This is a genomic window from Janthinobacterium kochi (assembly GCF_051380715.1).
In the GTDB taxonomy this organism is placed as follows: Bacteria; Pseudomonadota; Gammaproteobacteria; order Burkholderiales; family Burkholderiaceae_D; genus Janthinobacterium.
This window is the reverse complement of record NZ_JBNYXO010000009.1, coordinates 129,778-156,061: the sequence shown is the minus strand read 5'-3', so window position 1 is coordinate 156,061 and position 26,284 is coordinate 129,778. Positions and strand designations below refer to the sequence as shown.

At 61.0% G+C, this 26,284-nt stretch carries 27 protein-coding genes and 1 pseudogene; 14 read left to right on the top strand and 14 right to left on the bottom strand.

Annotated features, from left to right (window positions below; translation table 11 throughout):
- The first annotated feature begins 88 nt into the window (after nucleotides 1-88).
- Together ACQ4WL_RS19565 and proB are read left to right on the top strand one after the other, a co-directional pair.
- Entirely contained in the window at nucleotides 89-499 is a 411-nt protein-coding gene (locus ACQ4WL_RS19565) for a hypothetical protein (RefSeq protein ID WP_436511236.1), read from the top strand.
- A gap of 27 nt (nucleotides 500-526) precedes the next feature.
- A complete protein-coding gene (proB, locus tag ACQ4WL_RS19560) occupies nucleotides 527-1,645 on the top strand; it encodes a glutamate 5-kinase (RefSeq protein WP_436511235.1) in 1,119 nt (372 codons plus the stop codon).
- A gap of 35 nt (nucleotides 1,646-1,680) precedes the next feature.
- Here proB and ACQ4WL_RS19555 read toward each other — a convergent pair whose 3' ends face one another.
- From ACQ4WL_RS19555 to rsxB, 7 genes are read right to left on the bottom strand one after another with little or no spacing between them, the layout of a single operon-like run.
- Entirely contained in the window at nucleotides 1,681-1,821 is a 141-nt protein-coding gene (locus ACQ4WL_RS19555) for a hypothetical protein (protein WP_175533213.1), read from the bottom strand.
- A 1-nt stretch (nucleotide 1,822) separates the two neighbouring features.
- Nucleotides 1,823-2,950, bottom strand: coding sequence for an MBOAT family O-acyltransferase (locus ACQ4WL_RS19550; protein WP_436511234.1), 1,128 nt, complete (start codon nucleotides 2,948-2,950; stop codon nucleotides 1,823-1,825).
- A 1-nt stretch (nucleotide 2,951) separates the two neighbouring features.
- Complete coding sequence (locus ACQ4WL_RS19545; protein ID WP_436511233.1) at nucleotides 2,952-3,848, bottom strand: hypothetical protein; 897 nt, start codon at nucleotides 3,846-3,848, stop codon at nucleotides 2,952-2,954.
- Nucleotide 3,849: 1 nt separating this feature from the next.
- Entirely contained in the window at nucleotides 3,850-5,643 is a 1,794-nt protein-coding gene (locus ACQ4WL_RS19540) for an AMP-binding protein (protein ID WP_436511232.1), read from the bottom strand.
- A gap of 14 nt (nucleotides 5,644-5,657) precedes the next feature.
- On the bottom strand, nucleotides 5,658-8,516 hold the full coding sequence (locus tag ACQ4WL_RS19535) for an AMP-binding protein (protein WP_436511231.1): 2,859 nt from the start codon (nucleotides 8,514-8,516) through the stop codon (nucleotides 5,658-5,660).
- Nucleotides 8,517-8,544: 28 nt separating this feature from the next.
- Complete coding sequence (gene nth / locus ACQ4WL_RS19530) at nucleotides 8,545-9,192, bottom strand: endonuclease III (RefSeq protein ID WP_436511230.1); 648 nt, start codon at nucleotides 9,190-9,192, stop codon at nucleotides 8,545-8,547.
- Entirely contained in the window at nucleotides 9,189-9,920 is a 732-nt protein-coding gene (gene rsxB, locus ACQ4WL_RS19525) for an electron transport complex subunit RsxB (protein ID WP_436511229.1), read from the bottom strand. The genes nth and rsxB overlap by 4 nt, the downstream gene beginning before the upstream one ends.
- Nucleotides 9,921-10,285: 365 nt before the next feature.
- Here rsxB and ACQ4WL_RS19520 point away from each other — a divergent pair, with 365 nt between their 5' ends.
- The 3 genes and pseudogenes from ACQ4WL_RS19520 (at nucleotide 10,286) to ACQ4WL_RS19510 (ending at nucleotide 11,691) form a co-directional block, all read left to right on the top strand.
- Entirely contained in the window at nucleotides 10,286-11,026 is a 741-nt protein-coding gene (locus tag ACQ4WL_RS19520) for a substrate-binding periplasmic protein (protein ID WP_436511228.1), read from the top strand.
- 198 nt (nucleotides 11,027-11,224) lie between these two features.
- A pseudogene (locus ACQ4WL_RS19515) lies at nucleotides 11,225-11,437 on the top strand (IS1595 family transposase); the annotation flags it as partial.
- 26 nt (nucleotides 11,438-11,463) lie between these two features.
- Complete coding sequence (locus ACQ4WL_RS19510) at nucleotides 11,464-11,691, top strand: DOPA 4,5-dioxygenase family protein (protein ID WP_436511227.1); 228 nt, start codon at nucleotides 11,464-11,466, stop codon at nucleotides 11,689-11,691.
- Between the two features lie 67 nt (nucleotides 11,692-11,758).
- On the opposite strand, the gene ACQ4WL_RS19505 is transcribed toward ACQ4WL_RS19510, so the two are convergent.
- The 4 genes from ACQ4WL_RS19505 to ACQ4WL_RS19490 form a co-directional block, all read right to left on the bottom strand.
- Nucleotides 11,759-12,979 (bottom strand): polyhydroxyalkanoate depolymerase, encoded by a 1,221-nt coding sequence (locus ACQ4WL_RS19505; RefSeq protein ID WP_436511226.1) that lies wholly within the window; start codon nucleotides 12,977-12,979, stop codon nucleotides 11,759-11,761.
- Nucleotides 12,980-13,254: 275 nt separating this feature from the next.
- Nucleotides 13,255-13,578 (bottom strand): ferredoxin FdxA, encoded by a 324-nt coding sequence (gene fdxA / locus ACQ4WL_RS19500; protein WP_010395176.1) that lies wholly within the window; start codon nucleotides 13,576-13,578, stop codon nucleotides 13,255-13,257.
- A gap of 332 nt (nucleotides 13,579-13,910) precedes the next feature.
- Nucleotides 13,911-14,198 carry a protealysin inhibitor emfourin gene (locus ACQ4WL_RS19495; protein ID WP_436511225.1) on the bottom strand — a complete coding sequence of 96 codons (288 nt, stop codon included), beginning with the start codon at nucleotides 14,196-14,198 and terminating at the stop codon, nucleotides 13,911-13,913.
- Nucleotides 14,199-14,288: 90 nt separating this feature from the next.
- Nucleotides 14,289-15,686 (bottom strand): gluzincin family metallopeptidase, encoded by a 1,398-nt coding sequence (locus tag ACQ4WL_RS19490; RefSeq protein WP_436511224.1) that lies wholly within the window; start codon nucleotides 15,684-15,686, stop codon nucleotides 14,289-14,291.
- A 199-nt stretch (nucleotides 15,687-15,885) separates the two neighbouring features.
- Between ACQ4WL_RS19490 and ACQ4WL_RS19485 the strand changes: the two genes are divergently transcribed.
- The 4 genes from ACQ4WL_RS19485 to proX all read left to right on the top strand — a co-directional run bounded on the left by ACQ4WL_RS19485 (nucleotide 15,886) and on the right by proX (nucleotide 20,163).
- The gene (locus ACQ4WL_RS19485; RefSeq protein ID WP_436511223.1) at nucleotides 15,886-16,170 is read left to right on the top strand and encodes a polyhydroxyalkanoic acid system family protein; all 285 of its coding nucleotides are present in this window, start codon (nucleotides 15,886-15,888) and stop codon (nucleotides 16,168-16,170) included.
- A 580-nt stretch (nucleotides 16,171-16,750) separates the two neighbouring features.
- The gene (proV, locus tag ACQ4WL_RS19480; protein WP_436511222.1) at nucleotides 16,751-17,986 is read left to right on the top strand and encodes a glycine betaine/L-proline ABC transporter ATP-binding protein ProV; all 1,236 of its coding nucleotides are present in this window, start codon (nucleotides 16,751-16,753) and stop codon (nucleotides 17,984-17,986) included.
- Entirely contained in the window at nucleotides 17,983-19,092 is a 1,110-nt protein-coding gene (gene proW / locus ACQ4WL_RS19475; RefSeq protein WP_436511221.1) for a glycine betaine/L-proline ABC transporter permease ProW, read from the top strand. The genes proV and proW overlap by 4 nt, the downstream gene beginning before the upstream one ends.
- Before the next feature lie 12 nt (nucleotides 19,093-19,104).
- Nucleotides 19,105-20,163, top strand: a complete 1,059-nt coding sequence (proX, locus tag ACQ4WL_RS19470) for a glycine betaine/L-proline ABC transporter substrate-binding protein ProX (RefSeq protein WP_436511220.1) — start codon at nucleotides 19,105-19,107, stop codon at nucleotides 20,161-20,163.
- Between the two features lie 91 nt (nucleotides 20,164-20,254).
- On the opposite strand, the gene ACQ4WL_RS19465 is transcribed toward proX, so the two are convergent.
- The 3 genes from ACQ4WL_RS19465 to ACQ4WL_RS19455 form a co-directional block, all read right to left on the bottom strand.
- Nucleotides 20,255-20,725, bottom strand: a complete 471-nt coding sequence (locus ACQ4WL_RS19465; RefSeq protein WP_436511219.1) for a GNAT family N-acetyltransferase — start codon at nucleotides 20,723-20,725, stop codon at nucleotides 20,255-20,257.
- Between the two features lie 46 nt (nucleotides 20,726-20,771).
- Nucleotides 20,772-21,026, bottom strand: coding sequence for an acyl-CoA-binding protein (locus tag ACQ4WL_RS19460; RefSeq protein WP_152256538.1), 255 nt, complete (start codon nucleotides 21,024-21,026; stop codon nucleotides 20,772-20,774).
- Between the two features lie 189 nt (nucleotides 21,027-21,215).
- Entirely contained in the window at nucleotides 21,216-21,572 is a 357-nt protein-coding gene (locus ACQ4WL_RS19455) for an FKBP-type peptidyl-prolyl cis-trans isomerase (protein ID WP_010395194.1), read from the bottom strand.
- Nucleotides 21,573-21,769: 197 nt separating this feature from the next.
- Between ACQ4WL_RS19455 and ACQ4WL_RS19450 the strand changes: the two genes are divergently transcribed.
- The 5 genes from ACQ4WL_RS19450 to ACQ4WL_RS19430 are packed head-to-tail and all read left to right on the top strand — an operon-like array spanning nucleotide 21,770 to nucleotide 26,276.
- Complete coding sequence (locus tag ACQ4WL_RS19450; protein WP_436511218.1) at nucleotides 21,770-22,741, top strand: YVTN family beta-propeller repeat protein; 972 nt, start codon at nucleotides 21,770-21,772, stop codon at nucleotides 22,739-22,741.
- Between the two features lie 11 nt (nucleotides 22,742-22,752).
- A complete protein-coding gene (locus tag ACQ4WL_RS19445) occupies nucleotides 22,753-23,595 on the top strand; it encodes a polysaccharide deacetylase family protein (protein WP_436511217.1) in 843 nt (280 codons plus the stop codon).
- Nucleotides 23,592-24,632 carry a sterol desaturase family protein gene (locus ACQ4WL_RS19440; RefSeq protein ID WP_436511216.1) on the top strand — a complete coding sequence of 347 codons (1,041 nt, stop codon included), beginning with the start codon at nucleotides 23,592-23,594 and terminating at the stop codon, nucleotides 24,630-24,632. The genes ACQ4WL_RS19445 and ACQ4WL_RS19440 overlap by 4 nt, the downstream gene beginning before the upstream one ends.
- A complete protein-coding gene (locus ACQ4WL_RS19435; protein ID WP_436511215.1) occupies nucleotides 24,632-25,459 on the top strand; it encodes an EI24 domain-containing protein in 828 nt (275 codons plus the stop codon). The genes ACQ4WL_RS19440 and ACQ4WL_RS19435 overlap by 1 nt, the downstream gene beginning before the upstream one ends.
- A gap of 31 nt (nucleotides 25,460-25,490) precedes the next feature.
- The gene (locus tag ACQ4WL_RS19430) at nucleotides 25,491-26,276 is read left to right on the top strand and encodes a competence/damage-inducible protein A (protein ID WP_436511214.1); all 786 of its coding nucleotides are present in this window, start codon (nucleotides 25,491-25,493) and stop codon (nucleotides 26,274-26,276) included.
- Nucleotides 26,277-26,284 lie beyond the last annotated feature (8 nt).

Below are 26,284 nucleotides of genomic sequence, written 5' to 3'. Positions count from 1 at the left end.
CGCGTCCTCCTCACGCCTTGTCCGCGCTTCTGATGAACTACCAGCAGATGACGCTCCCTACTGGGATAGGCTCTAAGGCTGTATCCTGATGTCGGTACAGGCGGTCGCTGTCGCGTCTTCGCGCAAGCAAGCGTGGCAGCGCCGTGTATTGCATCTGATCGCGTATGCTTACGGGCTGAGCGTGGTCGCCTGCCTGCTGTTCGCCGATGAGTTGGCGGCCGGCATGGGCATCTTCCTCAATGGCGTCAATGGCTACAGCCAGTTCTACGCCTCCCATGTCGGTGTCTGGGGCGCTACCGCGCTCCTGGCACTGTTCGCAGCACGGCAGGGCGAACCGCCCATCCTCGGCGATATCACTGCAATGTTGGTCCTGGCGCAGCCCGCCGGCCGTTTGTACGCGGCCATCAGTTTCGGCTTGCCCCAGGGTTTTGTGTTGTTCATGTGCGCAAGCGAGCTGACGGCGGGGCTGGCCTTGCTGCTGCTGCGTCCTGCGCGCTGACGTCTATTAAGTGAAGAGCGCCGCCCCATGGATTCCGTGATTCAAAAAGCTACCCGCATTATCATTAAAGTCGGCTCCTCGCTGGTCACCAACGACGGTCGCGGACTCGACCATGCCGCCATCGCGCGCTGGGCTGCGCAGATTTCCGGCTTGCGCGCGCTGGGCAAGGAAGTCGTGCTGGTGAGCTCCGGCGCCATCGCCGAAGGCATGCTGCGCCTCGGTTTCGAGCAGCGCCCCACCGATATCCACGAATTGCAGGCCTGCGCCGCCGTCGGCCAGATGGGCCTGGCGCAAATCTATGAAAGCAGCTTCCGCGCCCACCAGCTGGGCACGGCGCAAGTGCTGCTCACGCACGCCGACCTGGCAGACCGTGAACGCTACCTGAACGCCCGCTCCACCCTGACGACCCTGCTGCGCCTGGGCGTGGTGCCGATCATCAATGAAAACGACACCGTCGTCACCGATGAAATCAAGTTCGGCGACAACGATACCCTGGGCGCCCTGGTGGCCAACCTGATCGAGGCCGATGCGCTGGTCATCCTGACGGACCAGCACGGCCTGTTCTCGGCCGACCCGCGCAAGGACCCGAACGCCTACCTGATCACGCAAGGCGTGGCGGGTGATCCGGCCCTGGAAGCGATGGCCGGCGGCGCCGGCTCCAGCCTGGGGCGTGGCGGCATGCTGACGAAGATCCTCGCCGCCAAGCGCGCCGCCAAGTCCGGCGCCCATACGATCATCGCCTGGGGCCGCGACAGCGACGTGCTCAGCCGCCTGGCCCAGGGCGAAGCGATCGGCACGCAGTTGCGGGCACAAACGGGGCAATTGACGGCGCGCAAGCAGTGGATGGCCGATCATCTGCACACGGCCGGCGCCGTCGTGCTGGACGCGGGCGCCGTGCAAAAGCTGCGCCAGGAGGGCAAGTCCTTGTTGCCCATCGGCGTGACGGGCGTGAACGGCGAATTCGGCCGCGGTGCCGTGATCACCTGCATCGATGCCGCCGGTGTGCCCGTGGCGCGCGGCCTGTCCAACTACACGAGCGGCGAAGCGCGCCGCATCATGCGCAAGCCCTCCACCGAGATCGAGGCGATTCTCGGCTACATGGAAGGCCATGAGCTGATTCATCGCGATAATATGGTGTTGCTGTAGGCGGCAATGTGGTCGGTGTCTGCACCGGCCACGGCCTACAGTTGTCCGTAACGGAAGCCCACACCCAGGGCCAGCGGCCATTTCAGCCACAGCAGCAGCAGCAATCCCCCATACCATAGCGTGAAGAGCCCGTGCACGAGCGGTGCCGGCAGGTAGCGCAAGAGAAATTGGTACACCTTAACTCCCGGGTAACAGTGGTGCGAACAGCATCGTCAGGCAAGACCAGGCCGCCTGCAAGTCAGTTGTCGACGTCAGCGCGAAGCTGAGTATGACAAATTGCAAGGTCAAAAACCAGCTGAAGGCACGCCACAGGGCGTAGTGGCGCAACTGTTCCGCCCATGGCATGTGCTTGTCCCACAGGTGGACGATGACCAGGCCGGCGCCGTGGAACAGGCCCCAGGCCAGGTAGCGCGGCGACAGTTCATGCCACAAGCCCAGCACGATCATGCTGCCCAAGCTGGCAAACAGATAGTGCCGCGTGCGCGAGAGGATGGGCCGGAAAACGAAATCGCGGCACCACTCCGACACCGTGATGTGCCAGCGGCGCCAGAAATCGGGCAGGTTACGGGCGGCAAAGGGGAAATGGAAGTTTTCCGGCACGCGTACGCCCAGCAACGCGGCAAAGCCGATGGCGATATCGCAATAGCCCGAGAATTGCCAGTACAGGTTCAAGCCATACCCCACCAGCGGCAGGTAGGCATCGAGCCAGGCGTTTCCGGTGGACAGATTCAGAGTGTTGAATTTGAAATTGAGAAGATACCCTGCGAGTAAAACCACTTTGCAATAACCGTACAGCATGCGCTGCAAGGCTTGCGAAGCGAGTTGCCTGTCCCACCGCGCGCGTAATAGTTCCATGCGGAAGGCATCGTAGCGCTGGACCGGACCAACGGCCAGGGTGGGCGGGAAGAGCAGATAGCCTAGGGTAGTGCCGGCGCGGCCATCGCGCGCGATGCCACTGCCATGCTCGGCGATCAAGTGCCAGGCTTTCAGCGACACAAAAGCGTAGCCCAGCCAGGCAGCCAGGTCGTGGCTGGCTTTGGCATACTGGTAAGCGATAAAGGCGAGCAGCACGCCGGCCAGGCCCAGTGTTTGCAGCATGGCCGGGCGGCGCCATTGCGGACCGCAGATGAAGGCCAGCCAGGCCAGCAAGGCGCTCCAGGCTGCCACGCTGCGCCAGTCATCATGTGCAAGCAAGATGGCGCCGCCCAGCGTCAGCAGCCAGGGCCGCCATGCAGGAGGCAGGCGCCAGTAGAGCGGGATCAGCACCAGCATGCCCAGCATGCCGAAGGTTGTCATCCACACCATGTTAACGTTCATCCCGTAGTTGCTGTAATTGCGCTTGCCACCAGGGTGCAAACAGGCGGGCGCCAGCGGCATTCATGTGGCTACCGTCAAAGTACAGTTCTTGTGGGGATAACTGAGGTGATGCGAGGTAGCTGACTTGGGGGCCGGGCGGCAGGGCCAGCCGCAACTGTTCTTGCCAGCGCTTTTTTTGTGGGGCAATGACTTGTTCCACCAATTCGGAGCGACGCAGTTCGAGAACGATGATGTGTATGCCGCGCTGTGACAAGCGCTGCAGCAGGTCAGTCAACGCCAGGTTGATCGTACCATGGGAGAATATGGTTTGCAGGTTGTTGGCATTCTTGAGGACCAGCTGTTTCTTTATCTCTTGTGGAAATTCCTCATAGGGCAAAGGTTCTTTTTGATCAGCCAGTTCCACATAAGCTCGTTGGGGCGCAAAGTGTGCCTGTTCGGTGACTTTGTAGGCCACATTTCTCATTAACAGGGACAGATCATCGCGCAGTTGGTCCTCCACCGTACTATCGGCGAATAACAGGTTTTCCTCAATAACGAGGACGTTCGGTGGCTTGTTTTCGATTGGCATCAGGCTCGCTTGCAGTGCGCCCAATCCTTTACCTGGCTTGGTCATGCGCATCCAGCTAATGCCAGGAAGCAGGGCGATTTCATTCATTGTTGAGGGAGGGGTGGCAGCCCACAGCAAGGATGAGCCGAGGCCCAGCACGCGTATTGGCATTTCGCCGCCATACGCAGATGCCAGAAAGCGCTGCGTATGCTTGGTGATGACTGGCTCAGGCTTGGGCTCAAGCCACGGAGCATGGCGCTGCAACGCCAGTAGCGCGACCACGCTCACTGCCAGCAATGCGCTGTACAGCCAGATGCGCAAAGGAGGTGTTGAGGCCATCTCAGCGTGTCAGCCGTTTAATCAGTTGCATAGTGGCATCCATCGTTTCCATGTGCACCACATCCGATGGACTCAGGCGTATCTTGAACAGGGTTTCCAGGCCGATGACGAAGTTGATGTGCGCCAGCGAGTCCCAGCCTGGCGTATTGGCGGGACCTGAATCACCCTTCAGTACGCCTGCTGGCAAGTTGAACAGGCTCGCGGCCAGTGCAAAAATGTCTTCCTGCTGATTGCCGTGTGCGCTGTCCACCATCGGGCTCACCGATAGTGCATGCTGTAACTGTGCCGTAATAACCTTGCCGGACGGCGTGCGCGGCAACTGGCCTGTCAAGCTGATGCGTTTCGGCAGTTCGTGTACCCCCAGATACTGGGCGCAATGCTGCAGCAGTTGCTGCTGATCCGCCTCCATGCCGGGGCGTAATACGACGCAGGCGACGGGAATCTCGCCCCAGGTCGGGTCGGGCATGGCGACGGTGGCCGCTTCCAGCACGGCCGGGTGCTGCAGCAGCACGCTGTTGATGGCTTCCGGCGACAGGTTGTAGCCGCCGCAAATGATCACATCCTTGAGGCGCCCCGTGATCCAGTACACGCCATCGCTGTCGCGCCGTGCCAGATCGCCCGTATGCAGCCAGCCGTCGCGCAGCACGGCAGCGGTTGCTTGCGGATTATCAAGATAGCCATGCATCAGGTTGGCTCCTTGCAGGCACAGTTCTCCTGCTTCATCGCAGCCGGCCTCACCGCCATCGTCGCGCATGATTTTGGCCAGCATGTCGCGCGGCACGCCCACGCTGCCGATCTTGTGGCTGGCGGCATCCGGTCCCGCATACAAGCCGCAGGTCCCCGTTTCGCTCAAGCCATAGGTATTGATGAGTTTTACCTTGAAACACTGGCTGAAGCTGGTCCAGGTGGCTGGACTCAGGGGAGCACTGCAGGAAATGGCGAAGCGGAAATGGCCATTGTCGAAGTTTTCCGCCAGGTGGGCGCCATATTGCTGCAGCAGGGCCAGCGCTGTCGGCGCGGCGATCAGGTGGGTCACCTGTTCACGGTAAATGGCAATCAAAATGGCCTCGATGGCGACGATGCTGAAGGGCGCGGGACGCACCAGGGTGCAGCCTCGCTGGTAAGCCAGCAGCACGCCTTGCACCAGGCCATCGGCGTGCGATAGCGGCATCAAATTCAGCAGGCGGGAAGCGGGTGTCAGTGCGTAATGTTCGCCTATGGTCTGCAGGTGGGCGAGCAGGGCGGGCCAGTGCATTTCCACGCCTTTCGGCCTGGCCGTGCTGCCCGACGTGAATACGACGTAGGCGGGCCCTTCCTGCCGTGCCGGCGGCAAGGGCGCCGGCGCTGGGGCTGCCAGCAGGCCGGGCCAATTGTCCAGGTCCGCGGGTGGCCGCCTTCCCAGCAATTTGCTCAACAGAGCGCCCTTGGCCTGGATCGCACCGACGCAGATTTGCTGCGTTGGCAAGGGCAGATCCTGGGTGCGCCATAGCGCGATCACATCTGCATCGGCAATGACGGCATCGATGGGCGTGTGTTGCAGCAGATCCTTGACTTGCCGCATGGAGGTGCCCGGATCGAGCAGCAGGGGAATGGCGCCGGCCCGCATGCAGCCGAGCAGCAAGGGGGCAAATGCCAGATCGTCGCGCACCATCAGTAGCACGCGTTTATGTTGCAGTTCGCTGGCGATCAGCCTGGCCGCCACTTTCAGCAGTTGTTCTTCCAGGTCGGCGTGACCAAGCGTCCTGGCAGCGATCAGGAATGGCGTATGCGTAGGCGTGGGACGGGTCTGAAACATGGTGTGCCTGCCTGTTACTGTGAGATCGAATGGGCCAGTGCGCGACGGTCGAGCTTTCCTGCCGCGGTGTAGGGCAAGGCTGCCTGCAGGCGCAGTTCGCGGGGAAAAGCGTCGATTTGCGGGTGTTGGCGGCAAAAGGCGACAAAAGCGGGCAAGTCGAAGCCATCGTCGACCACCAGCATGCCGATCAAGCCCTGCGGCCCGGCGGTGACGGCCGCTTGCCGTACCAGCGGATGGCTGCACATGGCGTGTTCGAGCGGGGCGGGATGGACGATGTCGCCATATTCATTCTTGAGCTGGTCATCGTGCCGCCCCAGCAGCGTGATGTTGCCCAGGCCATCATGGCTGGCGATATCGCCCGTGTAGAGCCAGCCGTCGCGGGCAATGGCGGCGGTTTGCGCCGGATCGCCCCAGTACGCGCTCATCAACTGGTTGCTGTGCACGCGCAACTCCCCTGCCTGGCCCGGGCCGAGCGGCAGGCCGTCGCTATCGCAGATTTGCAGCACGGCGCCTGCCGGACGACCGCACGCTTGCGCGGCACCGGGTGCGTGCTGGAACAGCATGCACAGGCCGCCCGTCTCCGTCAGCCCATAGTAATCGACGATGGCGAGCCGCATGCGCTCGCTCAATGCCGTGTGCAGTGACGATTGCAAAGGCGCGCCCGTGGAAATGATTTGCCGCAAGCTGGCCGGGTGCAGGGTCAGGTGCGCTGGCAGCCGCTGCAGCATGGCCAGCCATGCGGGGCCTGTCGCCAGCACGGTAATGCCATGGCGTTGGACCACCTGCAAGGTTTTGCCGACATTGCCTCGTTCGTTTTCATCGGCCAGATACACGCTGGCACCGGCAAACAGGGCGGCGACCATGGGGTTGCGCAAGCCGCTCATGGTGTGACAGTCGCCCAGCGACAGCAATATGTCGCCGTCGTGCCAGCCAAATTGCGTGGCCGCCAGCTGGCCGCTTTGCAGTAGCGAACGCTGGCTGTGCACGACACCCTTGGGCGTGCCGGTGCTGCCGGAGGTAAACAAAATCACGGCAGGATCATCGGGGTGGATGCCATGGCCGGACAGCTCCGGTATGGACGGCAGCTCCATCCAGCCTTCCAGCAAGGCTGACAGTTCAGGCAGCGCGCAGCCTGGCGGCAAGACCGTGGTGGCATCCTGGACTATATCGTCGAGCAACAGCGCCGGGCATGTCGCCAGGGCGGCGGCGCTGTGACGTGGGCGGTCCAGCACCAGCAAGGCAGGAGCGATGCGTTCCAGCAAAGGTTGCAACAAGGTGGGCGTGTCCGCCAATTCCTTGCGCAAAGGAACCACGATCGCACCGATGCGCCAGCTGGCCCAGCTCAGCAGTACTGCTTCAGGATGGTGTGCGCACAGCATGACGATGCGGTCGCCAGCCCGTACGCCCAGCGCCAGCAAGCCACGTTGCAATGCCGGCACGAGTAGCTCGACTTCCGCCCAGCCAAACGCGCTGCCGTCCATGCCACACAGCAGTAGCGGGCGTTGCCGGTACAGCGCCGGCAGTCGTTGCCACAGATATTCGAAGGTTTCTTCCTGCGGCAGAGGGCGTACGATCTGGCTGGCATAGTAGGACTGCAAACGGGCCATGGCGCCACTGATGGGGGCCATCTGCAGCAGTTCGCTATCGACCATGCTCTTTGCCTGCTGGCACACATATTCCACCGGCAAATTCAGCCGCTGTGCCGCCTCGTCCAAGGTACGTAGCTGGCCCAGCTGGAACAGGAGCTGCAATTGCCCGGCGCTCAGTTTCTGCGGCCCCAGGCGCGCCAGGCGTTCCGCATAGCACGGGTGGCGCAGCAGCAAGTCTTGCATCAGGCCGCCCAGCGCATCGGTATCGGGCACGGCGCAGCCATTCAGGCTGTCGAGTCGCAGCAAAGCATTGACGACAGCGCGCGATGCGGGCAAGGCCAGGTCGAGATCGGCCTGGCGCAGGGGTGCTCCTTCCCATGCGGGTGGCACCAGCGCCACCAGGCCGTTGTAGTGCGCAGTGTCCGGCTCGGCATGCAGCTGTCCTTTGGCGTCGAACAGGGTCACTTCCGACATTACCAGCGTCTTGCGTGCGCCGCGGGCTTGCGCAGCATCAAAGCGCTGCTGATAGTGTCGGCCGTGAAGGATGTTGCCACCGCGCTCGAAGTAGGGCGCGGGCTGGCTATTGGCCATGTGTACGTGCGGGAAGATGATCGGCGCGTCGTTGCGGGCGATGCGCAGCATGTCGCCGGCAAAAGTCAATGGTGCATAGCGGTGCAGCGAATCGAGGCCATGGATCAGCGCGAACGTGCCGTCGCGAAAAGGCATGGGACTGCCTGGTGGCAAGAAAATGATGTCATGGTTGGACGCGCGTTGTCCTGCGGGCAGCCAGTGGGCGTACCCCATGTAGCCGAGCACATCGAAATTGCCTTCCCATACAGAAATGACATGTTGCTGGGGAAACGCCGCCGCCAGCATTTCGCCACTCCAGCCCGTGCGGCCCCAGGTATCGAGGATGAGGTCGCCTGCTTGCAATTGCTCCCTGGCCAGGTCCAGCAAGGCATAAAAGGCGCGGGTCGATTCATTGAAAGGCTGGAAGGCGGCGTAGCGGTCGGGAATGCGGCGCACATGGCGGCGGTGCATGAAGGACAGATACTCGGCGCTGGGCGTCAGCTGGGCACGCAGCGCCGACAGCATCTGGGCATCGCAGCCTTGCCGCGCTTCCGTGAAGAGCGCGAAGCCCTGTATGACGGGAATGTCGATGGCGCAAGCCGGACAGCGCAATATCGCTTCCAGCAACGATGCCGACGCCCCGGCTGGCGTGTCGCTGTGCAAGGGTTGTCGGCAGGCGGGGCAAGCCAGGATATCTAGCGTCGTTTGCAACATGGTGTCGCCGTTCGTAAGGGGTATGTTGTCAGACCACGGCCGGCATCGGCGACTTGCTCTTGTAATCGCACAAGTCGGCAATCATGCAGTTCCAGCATTGCGGTTTGCGCGCCGTGCACGTGTAGCGACCGTGCAAGATGAGCCAGTGGTGGGCATCGTGCAGGAATTCCTTGGGCACGAATTTCAGCAGTTTTTGCTCGACGATATCGACATTCTTGCCTGGCGCGATGCCGGTGCGGTTCGAGACGCGGAAGATATGCGTGTCGACCGCCATGGTCGGTTCGCCAAACGCCGTGTTCATGACCACATTCGCCGTCTTGCGGCCCACGCCGGGCAAGGCTTCCAGCGAGGCACGGTCGCGCGGCACTTCGCCGCCGTGCTGCTCGAGCAGGATCTGGCAGGTGGCGATGACGTTCTTCGCCTTGGTGCGGAACAGGCCGATGGTGCGGATGTAGCTGGCCAGCTCGTCGACGCCCAGCGCTAATATCGTGGCCGGCGTATTGGCGACCGGATACAACAGGCGGGTGGCCTTGTTGACGGACACGTCCGTCGCCTGCGCCGAGAGCAGCACGGCGATCAGCAGCTCGAACGGCGTCGTGTATTCGAGTTCCGTTTTCGGCGAAGGATTGGCGGCGCGGAAGCGCGAAAAGATTTCCAGGCGTTTGGCGGCGTTCATGCGTCTTTTTTCGGGGTGGTGGGGGCTGGCTGGGCGGTGTCCGTGCTAGCGGCCGCGGCCTTGGCGCGCGCGCGCTCCATGGCGGCGGCGATGATGGCGCGCTTGCGCTCTTTTTCCGCCTGCTCATCGGGCGTGACGGGCACTTCCTGCGTCACTTCCTGCATCTTGGCGACGGCCTTGGCGGCCAGGCGCGCGTCGTTGGCCTCGCTTTCGCGGCGCAGCCGCTGCGTGCGGAAATCGTGGCGCGCGCGCGCGTCGTCGGCGTCCATCTGGCTCCAGGCATCCCAGCCGGTGGCGTCGCCGCTGACGGGATACATCACGATACAGTCGACGGGGCAGGGCGCCACGCACAGGTCGCAGCCCGTGCACAGGCTGGTGATCACCGTATGCATCTGCTTGGCGGCGCCGACGATGGCGTCAACGGGACAGGCCTGGATGCACAGGGTACAGCCGATACACAGCGACTCATCGATGTAAGCGACAGATCGCGGACGCTCGAGGCCGTTGACGGGATTGAGTGGAATCACTTTTTTGCCCAGCAAGCCGGCCAGGCGCACGATGCCTTGCGCGCCGCCCGGTGGGCATTGGTTGATGTCGGCGCTGCCTGCGGCAATCGCTTCCGCATATGGGCGGCAGCCGTTGTAGCCGCATTTGGTGCATTGCGTTTGCGGCAGCAAGTCTTCGATCTGGTCGGCAAGTGAGGGAGAGGCGGGATGCGGCACGGTCATCTTCAATACGCTAAAACGTCATTATCGGCCATCTGGGCCATGCACAAGTAAAAACCTGGCTCGTGAGAGGGGGATAGCGTGCGCCGTGCCCATCTGTTGCAGGCGCGCCGCAATCGTATTTTATTTCTCCTGGGAATGTCAAAGTGCAAATAAACAACTTTGCAATTTCTTTTTTTTGTGGGAGCATGATTTTTATCAAGCCTGTGATTAAAAAAGCCGACCGCCAGTCCTGTTGCCGAGCCTGCACTGCAAGGCGCGCCAGGCCATAGGAGCAAAACATGCGTTTCCTTCGGACAGTTGGTTTGCCCTTCTGTTTGTTCATGCACTCTACACTTGCCCTTGCGCACGGGCAGGCAGGCACCCCCATGGCGGCACCGGGCGCTGCCAGCTCGCGTATCGTTCGCTTCGCTGCGGAAGACTGGCCACCGTTCATTACCCGCAGTCTGCCTGCCGATGGCATGTCCGGGGCGATGGTCAGCGCCATCTTCGAACGCATGGGCTATGTCGTCAAATATGAGTATTTTCCGTGGAAGCGTGCCATGCAGTTTGGCCTGGACAGTCCCCGCTATGCGGGTTTGCTGGCCGTCTGGCGCACGCCCGAACGAGAAAAACTCTGTCACTTTTCTGTTCCGGTTGGCAATACGCAAGGCGTGCTGGCCTACCTGAAGGAAGATGGCGTGCCCGGCGCCACCCTGGCGGAGCTGGGCAAGCTGCGCATCGGTACCGTGGCCGGCTATTCGAATGGCGAACAGTTCGATGGCATGGTGGCGCGTGGCGAACTGAAGACGGAGGAGGGCTTGAACGACGCCACGAATCTGAAGAAACTGTTCATCAAGCGTTACCGCGTGATCGTCATCGAGCGCCATGTCCTGCAGCACCTGCTGATGGGACGCAACTTCAGCAAGGCCGAGCGCGAGCGCATCGCCATCATCGATACCGTCTTCAAGGAGCGCCCCGTGCACGTGTGCTTCCAGCGCGATGCTGAAGGTGCGGCGCGGCAAAAGCGCTTCAACGAGGCGGCGCGCGACATCGACACGGCCAGGCTGGAGCGCGATTACTGGAAGCGCCTGGACCAGAGCCTGGCCACCGCCCCAGCGACGCCCTGACTGGCCGTGCTCGTGCTGGGGGCGCCCGGCGCAGCTGGGATTGAGCGAGCCGGCTGACCTCAGCGTCGGCCTCGAGTATTCGCATGAAACGCAGCAGCGCAGCCCCGGCGAACCCGCTTCTTGGCAGGGCAGCGGCTCGTCGGCGCTGGCCGCCTACCTGCCCGTCGATGCCTCCGACACGGCGCGCCACAGCTATGCGGCCTATGTGTGCAGGGCGCCGCTCACGTGCAGAACATGTATGCCTATCACAGCCGCTTGCGGCAATGGCTGCGCCCCTTTCACGGCGTGGCGACGCGCTTCCTGCCGAACTACCTGGGATGGCGCTGGATACTCGACGCCCGGCGCATCCGTTCACCAGTAACGTTATTGAAAGCAACGCTGGGAGTGTTCCCACATCTGACGGTGACATAGCCTCTTATTTTGGCTTTACCAATGACTTGTTGCCCGTGATCGTGCCGTGGCTGCAGCTCAACAGCCTTGGCCTGACGATATCGATCCACCCGAATACGGAAGATCCGCGCGCCGACCATCTGTATTACGCGCTGTGGGTGAACCGTTCGGAGCCCGTGAATGGCTATGTGATGAAGAAGCCGGGGCCGGGCGAGCCGAGAGTCGAGCAGATTTTTGTCAATACGCGCCCGGCGGTGAAAATCGAACGGGCATGAGTTGGGCATAAAAGAAAACGCCACGCCAGTGTGAGCTGGCATGGCGTTTTGATGGATATGGCGTGTATTAGCCGTGTTTCTGGATGAATTCGCCGATTTTCGGGCAAATGATCTCGCGCCAGCGGCGGCCCGAGAAAATGCCGTAGTGGCCGCATTTCGGCGCCACGAAGTCTTGCTGCATCTCGGCAGGGATGCCGGAACACAAGTCGTGCGCCGCCTGCGTCTGGCCGGCGCCAGAAATGTCGTCCAGTTCGCCTTCTACGGTAAACAGCGCCACATTCGTGATGTCTTGCGGACGCACCAGCTGGCCGCCCACTTTCCAGGTGCCCATCGGCAGGCTGAATTCTTGGAAAACCGTTTTGATGGTTTCCAGGTAGTACTCGGCCGGCATGTCCAGCACGGCGTTGTACTCGTTGTAGAACTGGCGGTGGCCTTCCGCCGGCTCGTCATCGCCCGTCACCAGGTGCATGTAGAACTCGCGGTGGCTTTGTGCGTGGCGGCCCGGGTTCATGGCGATGAAACCGGCGTGCTGCAGGAAGCCTGGATACACTTTGCGGCCAAAGCCAGGGTAGTTCGGCGGCACCGCGTAGATCACGGTGTTTTCAAACCACGAGAATTTCTTTTCCGTCGCAAGGTTGTTTACTTGCGTAGGCGAGCGGCGCGGGTCGATGGGGCCGCCCATCATCGTCATGGTCTTCGGCATGAGCGGATCTTTTGCCGTCGCCATCAGCGAGATGGCAGCCAGCACGGGCACGGTCGGTTGACAGACGGAAATCACGTGCAAGTCAGGCGCCAGCAGGCGGATGAACTCTTGCACATAATAGATGTAGTCGTCGAGGTGGAACGGGCCTTCCGTCAGCGGTACCATGCGCGCGTCCGTCCAGTCGGTGACGTAGACATCATGCTCGGCCAGCAAGCCGCGCACGGTATCGCGCAGCAGGGTCGAGTGGTGACCGGACAGGGGGGCAACCAGCAAAACTTTGGGCTGTTGCAAGCCAGTGGCTTCTTTTTTGAAGTGTATCAGGCGGCAAAACGGTTTTGTCACGACAACGTGTTCGCGGATGTCGACGCTCTCGCCCTGGACAAGCACGGACTTGATGTCGAATTGCGGTTTTTCGTAGTCTTTGCCAAGGCGGTACATCAGCTCGTAGCCGGCTGCGATGCGTTGCGAAAACGGAGTGTGGGCCAGTGGGGAAACCGGGTTGGTAAATAACTTGGAGGACATGTCTGCCCATTGCATCACCGGAGTGAGGAAGGAGCGTTGCAGTTCGTGCAGTTGGTAAAGCATATAGAGTCCTTGTTTAATTCCAAGCGCCAATATCGGCTCAAATATCATAATCCAATTCTACGATATTTGTTGAGGACAAAATGTGCTTTACCGCGCATAGGCCCATAGTTTGCGCATCGTTGTGACACCGCGCCACACTTGCGTGGATAGACCTGCAATGATGTTTTAAAAGCAAAAAAAGCAGCGTTTCCGCTGCTTTTGGTACATTTATTTGCCGCCACGCCCCTGCGGGGAGGAATATTCCTCCCGGAATGGCCGCCGCAACTGCCGTGCGCTTAGCGCACCAGCATGTCGAGCTTGTCCTTGACGTCCTTGTATTGCTCGGCTTCCGGCAAGGCAGCCTTCGTTTTGGTGATCGAAGGCCAGTTGCGGGCCAGATCGACGTTGATCTTGATGAAGGCTTGCTGATCGCCCGGTACGTCTTCTTCCGCGAAAATCGCGTTCACCGGGCACTCTGCCACGCAGACGGCGCAGTCAATACATTCGTCCGGATCGATCGCCAGGAAGTTCGGGCCTTCCCGGAAACAATCTACCGGGCAGACATCGACGCAGTCGGTATAGCGACAGGCGATGCAGGATTCGGTGACAACGTGGGTCATAACAGTCCTATCAATTTTGGGGGAGGTGCTGTAGCGCCTGCAGGAACCTCGGCGGCGCATACTAAAGCAAAGCATTGTATTTTAAGGCAATTCGCTATTTCTCACAAATCCCGCTTATATACAATACATATAAGCAAATTCATTTTTTCGCGTTGCCGTTGCCGCGCAGAGAGTGTAATTCAGCGACTATCCGGGACGTTGCCATGACGAACGCGGCAAGAAAGCGACAGTCGCCCGATGCTGCAGGGTGCAGGGCGGGCGGCGTGCTGTCTTGTCGTGTGGTGTTTTTGTTTTACTCAAGTCAAGATCTGCGCAAATAAGTGCCGGAACAATCAGGCGCTGGCGCGTATTTGCGTCAGCAATTGCTGCCAACGTGCATTTTCAGCGCTGCCATCCTCGGCAAACGTGATGGTGCGGCGCGCGGTCGGCGCATCGACGGTGATCTGCCAGTGGGGGATATCTGCGCCCACTTGTTCGCCTGTGGCTTGCTGGTGCGTGAAAAAGCCGCTACTGGCCAATGCCGCTTCCAGCCCGGGGCCAGCCGGATGGGCTTGCGTATCGATGTCATATTGTTCACTCAGGCCGGCAAAGCCGCCGCTGCTGCGGGCTGAAATTTTCATGCTGCTCCTTGTTGTCGAGGGTGGTGGGGCCAGTCCGGCAGGTTTGAAGCGGGCGCGCTGGTGCGCAGCTGCACTGCGCAGTTGTACTGTCTAGCGGGCGCCGTAACTGCGGCACCAGGCGGCCAGCGCTTCGCGCTCCGCTTCGAGCAATTGGTCCGACTCGCTGTATTCTGCATGGTTCATGGTACCGCAGCAGGCGCGCCTGTCTTGCACGGCACCGTCCCCGTCGACGACGTCGGGGGCAAAGGTCATCTGGCCATCCGCTGTCATGGCATTGGCCTTGAGCACTTCGCGCACGGTAAAGCTGTTGCGGATGAAGTCCAGGTAGGCGCCGTTGCCGTCGGCCTCGGTGATCGTCAGCATGTGGCCGGCCACGTCGGCATACGTGGCCGCATGGTCAGGAGAGGCCACCAGCGCGCGCAGGACCAGGCTGCGCAGGTAGTCGCCGCAGCGGTGCAGCACGGCCGCATCGTCTTCCAGCTGGGGCTGGCGTTCGTGGGCAAAGATGTCGGCCAGGATGTCGTAGATGGCGCCCGTAAACACTTGCGAGATGGCGTGCACTTCCGTGCCTGCTTCCGATAATTTGATGTCGTTGTCGGCATTGCGCAAGCCGTTTGGCCGGCCCAGGGCCAGGCCGAACTGCTCGGCCAGGTCGGCCAGGAAGGTCTTGTCGTGCAGGTCGGACTTGGTCTGGGCAATCACCGCTTCTACCTGGTCCAGCTGCGACAGGGCGAGGAAGATGGCTGTCAGGTCGCCGAACGATTCGTGCAAGCCGCCCGTCTGCGGTGGATTATTGTTGAGCAGCCAATTCGGCTTGAGGCCATCGAGGATGGCGTGTCCCGCTTCATGCGAGACGATGTCGAGCGAGCGGCAGGTGTAGACGCGCTCGGTGGCGCCGCTGGGGATGAAGTCGCCGAACTTGAGGGCCTTGTCGCTGCGGCTGTAATACGCATTCATGACATTGGGCAAGCCGTGCGGAAACACGCGCAGGGGCGCCGTATTGCTGGCGCTATTCCATTGCCAGGGCAGAGGCGGCGCTGTGTCGTTGCTGGCCAGCGCGCGCTGGTACATGGTGAGCGTCATGCGCACGATGGCAAAGGTATGCACGGCATCGAACTGGTCTGTGTTGGGCGAGACGATGAAGTCGCCGAAGGTATTTGGGCTGACCTGCGCGATGCCCGGTTCGCCAAACGTGATGCGCGCGTCGCGCGGGCCTTGCAGGATCAGGCCTGGCAAGAAGGCCTTGCGCGTGCCCAGGTCGCTGACGGACGGGTCTTGTTTCCAGATCAGCACGCGCGAACCGACGGGCACAGCGGCCAGATTGCGGGCCGTTGCGTCGCTCAGGCGGGGTGGGCCCGGCTGCAGGGTCAGTTGCGCACTCTTGCGGTGCTGGCGGTAGGGCGCCGATGGGGTAGGGACATAGCCGACGGGCAAGGATACGCATTTGCTCAATACGGCTTCGACCGGTACGATGACTTTCTGGTCCATGGTAGCTCTCCAAAACACGCGCAACTGGAACTGGAATAGTCGTCCCGCTTCGGCGTGTCCGGTTTGATGCCGCGCAAACGACATGTGGGGCGGCGGCCGTTTTTTTGCCAGGCCGGTGCCGGGCATGGTCGTGCCCGTCGCATGGCGGCTGGTATGATGCTGGCCGTATTGCCCCCGTTTTTAATAAAAGGATCGTTTGATGGCGGATATAAATATAGTTCAGCAACATAAGCTGACAGCAGCAAAGGCGCGCGAAGCGGCGCAGCAAGTAGCCGACAAGCTGGCCCAGGAGTATGACCTGGCGTGCACCTGGGATGGCGATGTGCTGCACTTCGAACGCAGCGGCGTCGATGGTTCGCTGACCCTGGAAAAAGAGCAGGCGCAACTGCAAATCAAGCTGGGCTTCATGCTCAGCGCCTTTGCCTCCACTATCGAAGGCAAGATTGCCGAGAAGATGCGCAAGGTGTTTACCGAAGCAGTTTGATGGCGTTGCACCCGCTTGTCTGGCGCCCTGTTTGGTGCTAGGGAGCGTGCCGCAGTGATGGGCGAAAAGACGATGCATGCACGTCGCTTTTCGCCTTTTTTACGTCCGACTGTACGTTAGCGAACATTGCTAGCACATTTCCATTTGGAAAGCCATTGGACTTTGCTGGCTTTTTGCGTTACAATTGAGTCATATTTACAACAGCTACACCGCGTTTCACCTTCTGCTTCGCAGTACTCCCCACTCGCTGAGTGGTGAATAATTCCTTGGGTTTTACACCCGCATCCAGTTAAACGTAAGTAATCGATTTTTTCGGTTAAATACATTTGGTGCCATGTATTTGCATGGCGCTAGCGTTGTTAAAAGTCCTGAACCACAGCCTCTTTTAGCACGCACACGACACCCCGGCATCGGCTTTGGCCATCCGCTGGTCACACGCGTGTCACCCCCCTGTTTCCTGTCGCTCCCGTGCGCTTTTGCGCCGTGGCGTAGCCGACGGAACGGGGTTTGCTGATTCCCGCCGCAAGCTAGCAGCTTGCTGGGTTTCATTCCATTCGTCAAATCGAGGGAGAACCACATCGTGGCAAAACAAATCATTATCGACCATGTATTCAAAGTGTTCGGCGACAAGCCAGAAGAAGCACTTGAACTCGTCCGTCAGGGCGCCAGCAAGCAGGACATCCTGGCCAAGACCGACTGCACCATCGGCGTCTTCGACGCCACCTTTACCATTGAAGCGGGCGAAATCTTCGTCATCATGGGCCTGTCCGGTTCGGGCAAGTCGACCCTGGTGCGCATGCTGAACCGCCTGATCGAGCCAACCGCCGGCCGCATCCTGATCGACGGCAACGATATCAATACCTTGCCGGACGCCCAGCTGCGCGCCTTGCGCCGCAAGGACATCAGCATGGTGTTCCAGTCATTCGCGCTGCTGCCGCAAATTACCGTGCTCGATAACACTGCCTTCGGCATGGAGCTGGCTGGCATGCCAAAGGTTGAGCGCCATGCGCTGGCCCAGCAAGCTTTGGAGCAAGTGGGCCTGGATGGCTACGGCGCCAGCTATCCCGACGAATTGTCGGGCGGCATGCAGCAGCGCGTGGGCCTGGCCCGTGCACTGGCTTGCGATCCATCGATTTTGCTGATGGATGAAGCGTTTTCCGCGCTCGATCCGATTATCCGTACGGAAATGCAATCAGAACTGCTGCGCTTGCAGCAAATCAAGCGCCGCACCATCGTCTTCATTTCGCATGATCTCGACGAAGCCATGCGCATCGGCGACCGCGTTGCCATCATGAAAGACGGTCACGTGGTGCAAGTGGGCACGCCGGAAGAAATCCTGCGCAAACCAGCCAACGATTACGTGCGCAACTTCGTGCGCGGCGTCGATGCTGCCGCCGTCTTCAAGGCCAGCGACATTGCCCGCAAGAGCCAGATCGTGGTGTCGGAATCGCCGAGCCGCGGCTCGCGCGCCGCGCTGTCGATGCTGGAAGAGCAGGATCGCGCCTTTGCGTATATCGTCAATCCGCAACGCAAGTTCCTCGGCGTCGTCTCGGTCGATTCGCTGCGCAATGCGCTCGACGGCCATGTCGGCCCGCTGGGCCTGGCGCATGCCTATCTGCCCGACGTGCAGACCATCAATGCAGATGAGCCAGTCGCCGGCCTGTTCGGCCAGGTGGCGCAACTGCCTTACGCCGTCCCTGTGGTGGCCAATGATGGCAGCTTCCGTGGCGCCATCAGCAAGACGACCTTGCTGAAGTTCCTCGACCGCGATACGCCAGCCATTGCCGAGCCACAATTACAGAAAGGACAAGCATGAACCCAAGCACCGTTTCCACAGTAGAACCTGTTGTTGAACAGGCCGCCCAGATCAATCCCTGGGCGCTGACGCCGCCCACCGAGGCCAGCACCGCCTGGCTGGACGCCGCCGCGCCTGCCGTGCAGCCGGAACATGCGAGCGGCTTTCACCTGACACAGATTTTCGACGGCTCGCTGCCGCTGGAAAGCTGGATCAACCAGGGCCTGGGCTGGGTCGTGGCGCATTTCCGTCCTTTCTTCCAGGCAGTGCGCGCGCCGATCGACAGCACCCTGAACGGCGTGGAAGGCGTGCTGCTGGCGGCCCCGTCGCTGACGGTGATCGCCATCATCGGTTTGCTGGCGTGGCAATTTACCAGCCGTACCCTGGCCGTCGGCACCGTGCTGGCGCTGCTGGTGGTGTCGATGCTGGGCATCTGGCCGGAAGCCATGACCACCCTGTCGCTGGTGCTCACTTCGCTGGCGTTCTGTCTGGCCATCGGCTTGCCGTTGGGTATTTTCCTCGCCAGCAGCGATCGCGCGCAGAATATTCTGCGCCCCCTGCTGGACGCCATGCAGACCACGCCTGCCTTCGTGTATCTGGTGCCGGTAGTGATGCTGTTCGGTATCGGTAATGCGCCGGGCGTGATCGTGACCATCATCTTTGCCCTGCCGCCGCTGGTGCGCCTGACCAACCTGGGTATCCGCCAGGTGCGTCCGGACTTGATCGAAGCGGCCCGCGCGTATGGTGCCTCGCCGTGGCAGTTGCTGACCCGCGTACAGTTTCCGCTGGCCATGCCATCCATCATGGCTGGTATCAATCAGTCGCTGATGCTGTCGCTGTCGATGGTCGTGATCGCCTCTATGATCGCCGTCGGTGGCCTGGGGCAAATGGTACTGCGCGGCATCGGCCGCCTGGACATGGGTCTGGCCACCGTTGGCGGCCTGGGCATCGTGTTGCTGGCCATCACCCTGGACCGTTTGACGCAAGCGATGGGCCAGCCACGCCGTGGCGTGCGCCACTGGTATCAGACGGGTCCTGCCGGTTTTGTGCTGCGCCTGGTGCGCGGCAATGCCGCCAAGGCTGAAGCCAATGCCGCACAGCAAGCCACGCTGGCCAACGCACAATAAGAAAGGAATCACATGCATCAAATTGACAATTTTAAAGTGACGCAAAAATCGCAACGCAAGTTCCAGCTGTTTTCCGCCCTGGCGATCGCCGCCCTGGCCCTGACCACCAGCCTGGCCATGGCGCAGACGCCGGCCGCCCCCGCCGATGCGCTGCCCGGCAAGGGCGTCAAGGTGCAGCCGCTGCAAAGCTCGATCGCGGAAGAAACCTTCCAGACCATGCTGGTCGACAAAGCCCTGGAAAAGCTCGGCTACGAAGTGCAGCCGATCAAGGAAGTGGAGTATCCGACCGCGCATATCGCCATCGCCAACGGCGACGCCACCTTCATGGCCGTGCACTGGGACCCCATGCACAAGGATTTCTATAACAATGCAGGCGGCGACGCCAAGCTGTTGCGCACGGGCCAGTATGCCGGTCCTGCCGCGCAAGGTTATCTGATCGACAAGGCGACGGCGGAAAAGTACAACATCACGAATATCGACCAGTTGCGCGATCCCACCCTGGCCAAGCTGTTCGACCACGATGGCGATGGCAAGGCTGACTTGACGGGCTGCAACCCCGGCTGGGGCTGCGAAGCGCTGATCGAGAAGCACATGGATGCGTACAAATTGCGCGAGACGGTGACGCACGTGCAGGGCAGCTATGCGGCCCTGATCGCCGACACCCTGGGCCGCTACAAGCGTGGCGAATCGATCCTGTACTACACGTGGACGCCGTACTGGGTCAGTGGCGTGCTGGTGCCTGGCAAGGATGTGGTCTGGCTGAAAGTGCCGTTCTCGGCCAATCCGGACAAGGTGAATACCCGCCTCGACGATGGCAGCGATTACGGCTTTGCCGTCAACACGGCGCGCATCGTGTCCAACAAGGCCTGGGCGGAGAAAAACCCGGCCGCCGCCAAGCTGTTCGAAGTGATGCAATTGCCCGTGGCCGACATCAATGCGCAGAACGAGCGCATGCGCCGCGGTGAAAGCACGCAGGCCGATATCGCCCGCCATACGGCAGGCTGGATCAAGTACCACCAGCAAAAGTTTGACGGCTGGATCGCGCAAGCGCTGGCGGCTGCCAAGAAGTAAGTATTCACGCCGTTTCAGCATGAAAGAGTGGCTACCGTTTTGGTAGCCACTTTGACGTTAACGGCCTGCTTTTGTGGTTTTTGGTGAGTTTTCAGCCATTTTTGGCCAGTTTCAGGTGCAAAATGGGGAAAGGCTTGCCGAACGGATCGAGTTCGGAACGGCTATCCTCGATAAAGCCCAGGTGGCGGTAAAAGCCATGGCCTTGCGTGTTGTGCTCGTTGACATCGACGGCCTTGGCTTGCAGGCTGGCGATGGCGTACTGGAGCAGCGCGCGACCGGCGCCGCTGCCGCGCTGCTCGGGATGCACGAACAGCATCTCGATGTTGGCGTGCTCGACGCACAGGAAGGCATACGCGACGCCGTCATCGGCGCGCAGCACGTGCAGCAGGCGTTCGGCCGTCACTCTGGCCAGCTCGTCGCGCACGAAGGGCATCAGGAAGGCAATATCGCTATCGGCAAGAAAATCGTGGGTGGCGCGTACGGACAGGTGCCAGACGTCGAACAAACGGGGCAAGTCGGCGGCATGCGCCAGAGAAACCTGGGAAAGCGGTGATGGTGTCATGCAGAAATTATACTGCCCCGGCAGGCGTCGGGGCAGGGGGGGAAGATCAGTCCTTCAAGTCTTCGATCAGGTCGATGTATTGCTGTTGCGCCTCGTCCTTCGAGGTGCCGGCCAGGGCCGCCCAGGCGTCGAACTTGGCGCGGTTGACGAAGTCGGTCATGCCAGGACGCTCGCCTGTGGCGTCGCCGCTCGACGCTTGCTTGAACAAGGCGTAGATTTTCAACAAGGTCATATTGTCCGGACGCTCGGACAGGGTCTTGGAATCGAGCTGCGCTTGTTCGAATTGCTCTTGTAAACTCATGATGGCTCCTGTGTGCTGATGGAATCGCTGGAAAAGTACGGCAGGCCCGGCGGAGTGGCCACCTTGCATGCTGCAGTGCCTGACATCATAGTGAAAAAAGGGCGCCGTGCATTAGAGGAGACACTCAAAAAAAACGCCGTCTCAAGGACGGCGTCTGGCGGCAGGCAGTGTCTGGACTGCCTGGCAGTCTTATACGCCCAGCAGTTCGACGTCGAAAATCAGGGTGGCGTTCGGTGGAATCGCGCCGCCGGCGCCGCGTGCCCCATAGCCCAGTGCTGCGGGGATGATCAACTGGCGCTTGCCGCCCACTTTCATGCCTTGCACGCCTTCGTCCCAGCCTTGAATGACGCGGCCTGCGCCCAGCGGGAATTCGAATGGGTCGTTGCGGTCCTTGCTCGAATCAAATTTCGAACCGGCGCTGCCGTCGTCGTTTTGCAGCCAGCCCGTGTAATGCACGACAACATTGTTGCCGGCTTGGGCTTCAGCGCCTTCGCCGACGACGGTGTCGATGTATTGCAGGCCGGAAGCGGTAGTGGTGGTGGTCATGATAATCCTTGTGTAGGCGATGAAAGCTTCAGATTGTAGAGCAATGAGTTGCAAAGCGCCATTCCAGGCGCGGCGCAGGGAAAAAGGGGAAATTACGGAGATGTGTGGCTGCCGGTCGCATTTAAGGGGGGATTTCACACAATAGATACAGTGTTCCACGTAAAATACCTATTTTGTATTTAACAGTGATTTCTTCCATGTTCCGCAGTCTACGCCGCCTTGTTTTTTCCTCGCTGTGCCTGGTTTCCGCAATATCGACGGCGCAAGCCGAAGTGGTGGTGGTGCTCAATTCCCGTGATGCTACGGTACAACTGCTGGACCAGAAAACCTATGCTCCCCTGTCCACCTTTGCCGTCGGCAAGGAACCGCATCATCTGATGGAGACGCCGGATGGAAAATCGCTGATCGTCGCCAGTTCCGTCGGCAACGAATTGATCTTCCTCGACCCCGTGTCGGGCCAGATCCAGCGCCGCATCAGCAATATCCTCGACCCTTACCAGATCGGCTTTTCGCCGGACCAGAAGTGGTTCATTTCGAATTCGCTGCGCCTGGATCGCATTGACCTGTACCGCTACGACGGCAAGAACCTGACCCTGGTCAAGCGCATCGCGCTAGCAAAATTGCCCAGCCACATGGCGTTTACGGCCGACAGCAGCATGGCTTTCATTACGCAGCAGGGCAGCAACCAGGTCAGCGCCATCGACCTGGCCACGCAAACCGTCAAATGGACCATGCCTGTCGGCCCGGCACCGGCCGGCATCACGATGACGCCCGATGGCAAGCATTTGCTGGTGGGTATCATGGGCAGCGATTACGTGGAAGTGATCGACTGGCGCACGCAAAAGACCGTCAAGCGCATCAAGGCGGGCGCCGGCACGCATAATTTCCGCGCGCTCGGTGACAACCGCATGACGTTCGTGTCGAACCGCGTGTCGAACACCATCAACATCATCGACCAGAAGACGCTTGAAAACGTGGGCACCATCAATGTGCCCGGCGGCCCCGATTGCATGGAAATCACGCCCGATGGCAAGACCATGTGGGTCACCCTGCGCTGGATCAAGAAAGTTGCTGTGATCGATTTGACCACGCGCAAAGTGATCAAGATGATACCGGTGGGCCGCTCGCCCCACGGCGTGTATTTCGCCACCCACTCGCCGCGCATGTGATGACGGGTAGGATGATGAAACGCCTCACTTTCGCGGGCGGCGTGCCCGCCATGCTGCTGTGCGCCGGCGCCATGCTGTCGCCCGCGCATGCCGCCGCACCGGCACCAGCAGCACCGGCAACAGCCGCATCTTCAGCCCCAGCCGCCTGCAAGGGCACCATCTACATGACGTTCGACACAGGTAGCCAGTCGCAAGCGCAACTGATCGCCGACGTGCTGAATCAACGCCATGTGAAGGCAACCTTCTTCCTGGCCAATGAAAAGACCACGCGCGGCGACTATTCGCTCGATGCCGCGTGGGCGCCGTACTGGAAGGCCCGCGTCGCCGAAGGCCATGCATTCGGCACGCATACGTTTGACCACGTGTACTGGAAGAAGGATCTGGCCAACGGCTTGACCCAGGTCAAGCCCCAGTTCGGCAAGGACGGCGGCAAGCTGGCCTCCTTCACCGATAAGCAGTTCTGCGAGCAATTGCGCCGCGTTGATACGCGCTTCCAGGAGTTGACCGGGCACAAGCTCGATCCATTCTGGCGCGCGCCGGGCGGCTACACGTCGCCGCGCACCCTGGCCGCCGGCAGCGCCTGCGGCTACCAGCATGCGGGCTGGGCGCCGGCGGGCTACTCGGGTGATGAGCTGCCCAGCGACAAGTATCCGAACGCCATGCTGCTGAAAAAAGCCCTGGCGAACTTGCGCAGCGGCGACATTTTCATTGCGCACATGGGCATCTGGTCGCGCAAGGAGCCGTGGGCACCGGCCAATCTGGACGCCCTGATTACCGGCTTGCAAGACAAGGGCTTCTGCTTTGCCACCTTGCGCGAGCATCCTGCCTACGCGCAGAAGAAGGGCCAGCCATGACCGCCGCCGACATCCTCGGCTTCGTCACGCCCGCCATCGACGCCGTGGTCGACGCCTTTGGCGTGGCGCAAGGCTGGCTGTTCCAGACTGTGGTGAATCCCCTCGTGTATCACCTGGGTTTTGGCGAATTCACGGAAGAGGCGTTCGAGGGCACGGAATGGCTGCTGATCGGCCTGTGCGAACTGGTGCTGCTGTTTCTCGTGCTGCGCCCGCTCGAAGCCTTGATTCCCGCGCAAAAAATGACGGATCCGCGCGCCCGCTGGAACGATTTTATCTACACCGTACTGCACCGCATCGGCCTGTTTTCTGTCGTGGTCTTCTTCACGCTCGATCCGCTGATGGATGCATTGGCGGGCGCTTTGCGTTTCGACAATATCCATCCCTTGAATCTGGAGTCGCTGTTGCCCGGCATCAGTCCCTTGCTCAGTTTTATCATTTATTTTGTGATACTGGACTTCGTCGACTATTGCTACCATCGGGCCTCGCACCATTTCGGCTGGTGGTGGGGCTTGCACAGCTTGCATCACAGCCAGCAAAACATGAACTTGTGGAGCGATGACCGCAACCACTTGCTCGATGACTTCCTGCGCGACGTGGTGATGGCCCTGGTGGCGCTCGGTATCGGCGTGCCGCCGGGCCAGTACGTGCTGCTGGTGTCGATTTCGCGCATTCTGCAAAGCTTGCAGCATGCGAATGTGAGGATACACTTCGGCCGCATCGGCGAGCGGCTGTTGATCTCGCCCCGTTTCCACCGCACGCACCACGCGATCGGCGTGGGGCACGAGTCGAAAGGCAAGGGCAGCATGGGTGGTTGCAACTTCGGCGTGGTCTTGCCGATTTGGGATATGCTGCTGGGCACCGCGAATTTCTCGGCGGGCTATGCGCGCACGGGCGTGCGCGACCAGTTGGCCCGCATCGACAGCCATGGCGTGGGCCGGCCGGGGCGCCATTATGGCCACGGCTTCTGGCAACAGCAATGGCTGGGTCTGCGCCGCATGGTGGAATTTGCAAGAATTAAACGAAAAGGACGCCGTTGATGCGTAATGTGCTGAATTCGTATGGCCGCGCCCTGCTGTCGCAATTGCACGGCAAGATACTGCTGCTGAGCATCGCGCCCTTCATCCTGTCGCTGATCCTGTGGGGCACACTGTTGTATGTAGGCCTGCAGCCGCTGATCGACAGCCTGCATGCGCTGTTCACGCAGTATGATTTCTTCCGCACCAGCGGCCAGGTGCTGGCCACCTTTGGCCTGGGTGTGCTGAAAGCCGTGATCGTGCCCCTGATCGCCATGTTCATGCTGCTGCCGCTGATGATATTGACGGCGCTGATCTTCATGGGCGTGTTCGCCATGCCGGCCATCGGCCGCCACATTGGCGGGCGGCACTTTCCGCAACTGGAAAAGAAACATGGCGGCAGCCTGGCTGGCAGCGTCGGTACCTCGCTGGCCACGTTCTTGCTGTTCATCGTCGTCTGGGTGGTCATGCTGCCCCTGTATGCGTTTCCGCCCGCCGCATTGGTGGGGCAAGCCGTGCTGTGGGGTTGGCTGACTTACCGCGTGATGGCGTATGACGCCATGGCCGACTATGCCAGTGTGGAAGAGCGTCACGCCATCATGCGCACGCAGCGCTGGCCCCTGCTGGCCATCGGCATGGTCTCCGGCGCGGCCGGCGCCGTGCCGGGCATGCTGTGGATGGGCGGCGTGATGTCGGTGGTGTTCTTCCCCTTCCTGGCGGCGTTCGCCATCTGGCTGTATGTACTGATCTTTATCTTTACGGGTCTGTGGTTCCAGTATTACTGCCTGGAAGCACTGTCGCGTTTGCGGGGCGTACGCGGCATGACCGACGTGGCGCCTGCGGACGCTTGAGTATTTTTGTCGAATTCTACGAGGAAGTTTCATGGCTATCGGATTGATCATCATCGGCGACGAAATCCTGTCGGGCAAGCGCACCGACCAGCATTTCCCGAAAGTAGTGAGCATGCTCAAGCAGCGCGGCTTGCAGCTGAGCTGGGCGGAATACGTGGGCGACGAGCCGGCACGCCTGGTCGCCTTGCTCAAGCGCAGTTTTGCCAGCGGCGACATCGTTTTCAGCTTTGGCGGCATCGGCGCCACGCCGGACGACCATACGCGCCAGGCGGCGGCCGATGCGCTGGGCTTGCCGCTGGTGCTGCATCCGCAGGGCAAACTCAATATCGAGCAGCGCATCACGGAGATGGGCGAAGAGGCGGGCGTGCCGGCGGACTTGAACTCGCCGGAAAATCTGCACCGCCTGAAAATGGCGGAGTTTGTCGAAGGCGCCGAGCTGATTCCGAATCCGTACAACAAGATAGCCGGCTTTGCCGTGCGCGAACATTACTTCGTACCGGGCTTCCCCGTCATGTCCTGGCCCATGATCGAATGGGTGCTCGACACGCATTACAGCCATTTGTTCAACCAGGTGCCGCATGCGGAACATGCCTTGCTCGTGTATGAAACGGCCGAATCGTTGCTGACGCCGCTGATGGTGCGCCTGGAAGCGGAGTTTCCGCTGATCAAGGTGTTCAGCCTGCCCAGCGTGGGCGATGCGCAAACGCGCCGGCATATCGAACTGGGCGTCAAGGGCGAACCGGCGCAAGCTGCGGCCGCCTTTGCGGACATGCGCGCCGCGCTCGACGCCCTGCACGCGGAATACACCACCATCTGAGCTGCTGC

Coding starts and splice junctions, on each gene's coding strand:
- ACQ4WL_RS19565 (WP_436511236.1), top strand. CDS start 89: ATGTCGGTACAGGCGGTCGCTGTCGCGTCTTCGCGCAAGCAAGCGTGG.
- proB (WP_436511235.1), top strand. CDS start 527: ATGGATTCCGTGATTCAAAAAGCTACCCGCATTATCATTAAAGTCGGC.
- ACQ4WL_RS19550 (WP_436511234.1), bottom strand. CDS start 2,950: ATGGTGTGGATGACAACCTTCGGCATGCTGGGCATGCTGGTGCTGATC.
- ACQ4WL_RS19545 (WP_436511233.1), bottom strand. CDS start 3,848: ATGGCCTCAACACCTCCTTTGCGCATCTGGCTGTACAGCGCATTGCTG.
- ACQ4WL_RS19540 (WP_436511232.1), bottom strand. CDS start 5,643: ATGTTTCAGACCCGTCCCACGCCTACGCATACGCCATTCCTGATCGCT.
- ACQ4WL_RS19535 (WP_436511231.1), bottom strand. CDS start 8,516: ATGTTGCAAACGACGCTAGATATCCTGGCTTGCCCCGCCTGCCGACAA.
- nth (WP_436511230.1), bottom strand. CDS start 9,192: ATGAACGCCGCCAAACGCCTGGAAATCTTTTCGCGCTTCCGCGCCGCC.
- rsxB (WP_436511229.1), bottom strand. CDS start 9,920: ATGACCGTGCCGCATCCCGCCTCTCCCTCACTTGCCGACCAGATCGAA.
- ACQ4WL_RS19520 (WP_436511228.1), top strand. CDS start 10,286: ATGGCGGCACCGGGCGCTGCCAGCTCGCGTATCGTTCGCTTCGCTGCG.
- ACQ4WL_RS19505 (WP_436511226.1), bottom strand. CDS start 12,979: ATGCTTTACCAACTGCACGAACTGCAACGCTCCTTCCTCACTCCGGTG.
- fdxA (WP_010395176.1), bottom strand. CDS start 13,578: ATGACCCACGTTGTCACCGAATCCTGCATCGCCTGTCGCTATACCGAC.
- ACQ4WL_RS19495 (WP_436511225.1), bottom strand. CDS start 14,198: ATGAAAATTTCAGCCCGCAGCAGCGGCGGCTTTGCCGGCCTGAGTGAA.
- ACQ4WL_RS19490 (WP_436511224.1), bottom strand. CDS start 15,686: ATGGACCAGAAAGTCATCGTACCGGTCGAAGCCGTATTGAGCAAATGC.
- ACQ4WL_RS19485 (WP_436511223.1), top strand. CDS start 15,886: ATGGCGGATATAAATATAGTTCAGCAACATAAGCTGACAGCAGCAAAG.
- proW (WP_436511221.1), top strand. CDS start 17,983: ATGAACCCAAGCACCGTTTCCACAGTAGAACCTGTTGTTGAACAGGCC.
- proX (WP_436511220.1), top strand. CDS start 19,105: ATGCATCAAATTGACAATTTTAAAGTGACGCAAAAATCGCAACGCAAG.
- ACQ4WL_RS19465 (WP_436511219.1), bottom strand. CDS start 20,725: ATGACACCATCACCGCTTTCCCAGGTTTCTCTGGCGCATGCCGCCGAC.
- ACQ4WL_RS19460 (WP_152256538.1), bottom strand. CDS start 21,026: ATGAGTTTACAAGAGCAATTCGAACAAGCGCAGCTCGATTCCAAGACC.
- ACQ4WL_RS19455 (WP_010395194.1), bottom strand. CDS start 21,572: ATGACCACCACCACTACCGCTTCCGGCCTGCAATACATCGACACCGTC.
- ACQ4WL_RS19450 (WP_436511218.1), top strand. CDS start 21,770: ATGTTCCGCAGTCTACGCCGCCTTGTTTTTTCCTCGCTGTGCCTGGTT.
- ACQ4WL_RS19445 (WP_436511217.1), top strand. CDS start 22,753: ATGATGAAACGCCTCACTTTCGCGGGCGGCGTGCCCGCCATGCTGCTG.
- ACQ4WL_RS19440 (WP_436511216.1), top strand. CDS start 23,592: ATGACCGCCGCCGACATCCTCGGCTTCGTCACGCCCGCCATCGACGCC.
- ACQ4WL_RS19435 (WP_436511215.1), top strand. CDS start 24,632: ATGCGTAATGTGCTGAATTCGTATGGCCGCGCCCTGCTGTCGCAATTG.
- ACQ4WL_RS19430 (WP_436511214.1), top strand. CDS start 25,491: ATGGCTATCGGATTGATCATCATCGGCGACGAAATCCTGTCGGGCAAG.